Below are 2,570 nucleotides of genomic sequence, written 5' to 3'. Positions count from 1 at the left end.
CCGGACATATAAAAAATGGTAATGGACTGCTTACTGAGATAAAAGGGCTTAATTATATAAGGCCCTTTTATCATACACGGAAATACTTTAATGCGTTAAACTGACACATTGACTTGCTAAAGAATTGGTGTATCAGAACGGCTTATAATAGTGTACCGTTATAAAACCTAAAGGGGGAAAAACAGTATGAAGAGAGAGTCTTTTGGCTCACGCCTTGGTTTCATTCTGGTATCGGCGGGATGTGCCATTGGCATTGGAAATGTGTGGAAATTCCCATACATCTGCGGAGAATATGGAGGAGCAGCTTTTATTCTGATCTACTTATGTTTCCTGGTAATCCTGGGCATTCCGGTCCTGGTATCTGAGTTTGCGGTAGGACGTGGAAGCCACACGAGTGTTGCGAAATGTTTTGACAAACTGGCACCGGGGGGAAGCGGCTGGAAGCCGCTGAAATCCATCGGTATCATTGGATGTTACATGTTGATGATGTTTTACACTACAGTAGGCGGATGGATGCTTTATTATTGTGTAAAGAGTTTACGGGGAGATTTTGCAGGAGCATCTCCTGAGGCAGTGACACAGTCATTTTCCGATATGCTTGGAAATGCGCCGACGATGATGCTTTGGATGGTCATTATCTGTCTTATTGGATTCGCAGTCTGCTTCATGGGACTGCAGAACGGAATTGAGAAAATCTCTAAAGTAATGATGAGCGCGTTGCTGATCATTATGGTTGTCCTTGCTGTTCACTCCGTAATGATGGAAGGCGCAGGGGAAGGAATTAGTTTTTATCTGGTTCCTGATTTTCAGAAAATCAAGGATGCAGGAATCGGTAATGTAGTATTTGCTGCACTGAGCCAGTCATTCTTTACGTTATCCATTGGTATTGGTGCGATGTTGATTTTCGGAAGTTATCTGGATAAATCCAGAAGTCTGACAGGTGAAGCGGTAAGCATCACAATACTGGATACATTTGTAGCACTGACAGCAGGATTTATCATTATTCCGGCATGTTTCTCTTATGGAATCCAGCCAGATGCAGGTCCGAGTCTTATTTTTATCACTCTGCCCAATATTTTTGCAAAGATGAGCGGCGGTGCGTTATGGGGAAGTCTGTTCTTCCTGTTTCTGACATTTGCGGCAATTTCAACTATCATTGCCGTATTTGAGAACCTGATCGTATTTAATATGGAATTATTTGGATGGGATCGTAAGAAGAGTGTCGTTGTATGTGCGGTTCTGGTAGTAATCCTGAGTATTCCATGTGTACTTGGATTTAATGTACTTTCCGGATTTCAGCCGTTTGGTGATGGAAGTAACATCATGGATCTGGAGGACTTTATCGTTTCCAATAACCTTCTTCCACTTGGAAGTCTTGGATACCTTCTGTTCTGTACAAGAAAGAATGGATGGGGCTGGGATAACTTTATCGCAGAGGCGAATGCCGGCACCGGAATGAAGTTCCCGAAATCTCTGAAAGGTTATGTATCCTATGGAATTCCGGCGATCATTATCGTAATCTATCTGAAAGGATACTATGATAAATTCGCAGGCCTTGGAACAGGAGCGCTGGTTGGCTGGATGATCGTGGCACTGGTGCTGCTGGGATTTGTATTTTACTGCGCGATGGCGAAGAAGAAAGCGAAATAAGCAGATAGTAGTGGAATCAAATAAACAAAAGAGAATATGAAAAAAGATGCAGACTTGTCTGAAAAATAATCAGATATGCCTGCATCTTTTTATTTTGTAATATTTGCAATTGTTCACTGACACATTATTATTTTATGAATGTTTTACGTTATAATTATAAGAGAATGAAATGATTATGAGTTATGAAATGTTACTTGGTGTAGCTCCAAACTGTTTTCGATATGCACGGGAAAAAGTGCTATATTCAGAGAAACCGCTTTCTAATGCTGCTTTTGTTACCGGCATTCCTTCTGAAATCAGGGTTCGAGCCATGAGAAGCCGCTTATTTACGATATAGTTATGGAGTGTGAATCCAGTTTCTTCTTTAAATTTTCGCATCAGATGATATTTGCTGATATAATACCTGGAGGCGAGATTGTCTACCGACAGATCTTCTTTCAGATTGTGGTTGATGTATTGCAGAATATCCGCAATCTGTGAATCAAAAGAGTATGATTTTCTGTCGAAAATATATTGCTTTTCCAGAAAAATACGGTTTACATAGATCATAAATTGCAGAAATAATGACTGAGCCAGAAGGTCTTTGGCAAATGCGTCGGATTTTGTGGCAGACTCTAATTCCAGAAGGATTTCTTTCAGCTTTTCCTGAAGAGAAGGGTGCAGACGAATCAGATTATAGCTGCGGTCGTTTGCTTTCTGGAAACATTTCAGAAGTTCCTGCCAGGGAATATCATTCTGAATCCAGAGAATGAAGCGTTCGTAGGGAATGGAAGCATCGATTTCCGGACGGTGGATCGCATGGCGGTCTACGAGCAGGATGTCCCATGGTCTGAGGTTGTAGGCTTTTCCTTCGATATGATAAGTAGCTTTTCCGGAGATAAAAATGACTACTTTATGAAAATCGTGATAGTGATAAGCAA

General features: G+C 41.2%; 2 protein-coding genes. One reads left to right on the top strand and one right to left on the bottom strand.

Annotated elements, in window-relative coordinates:
• Positions 1-186: 186 nt before the first annotated feature.
• On the top strand, positions 187-1,650 hold the full coding sequence (locus AC058W_RS01115) for a sodium-dependent transporter (RefSeq protein ID WP_119242761.1): 1,464 nt from the start codon (positions 187-189) through the stop codon (positions 1,648-1,650).
• A 180-nt stretch (positions 1,651-1,830) separates the two neighbouring features.
• Here AC058W_RS01115 and AC058W_RS01110 read toward each other — a convergent pair.
• On the bottom strand, positions 1,831-2,570 hold a 740-nt coding region (locus tag AC058W_RS01110; RefSeq protein ID WP_479389585.1), incomplete at its 5' end, for a helix-turn-helix domain-containing protein.

The organism is Blautia sp. CGZ-1-C1, assembly GCF_056504575.1.
Note: the sequence above shows the minus strand (reverse complement) of the source record. Positions and strands in the feature narration are given on the sequence as shown.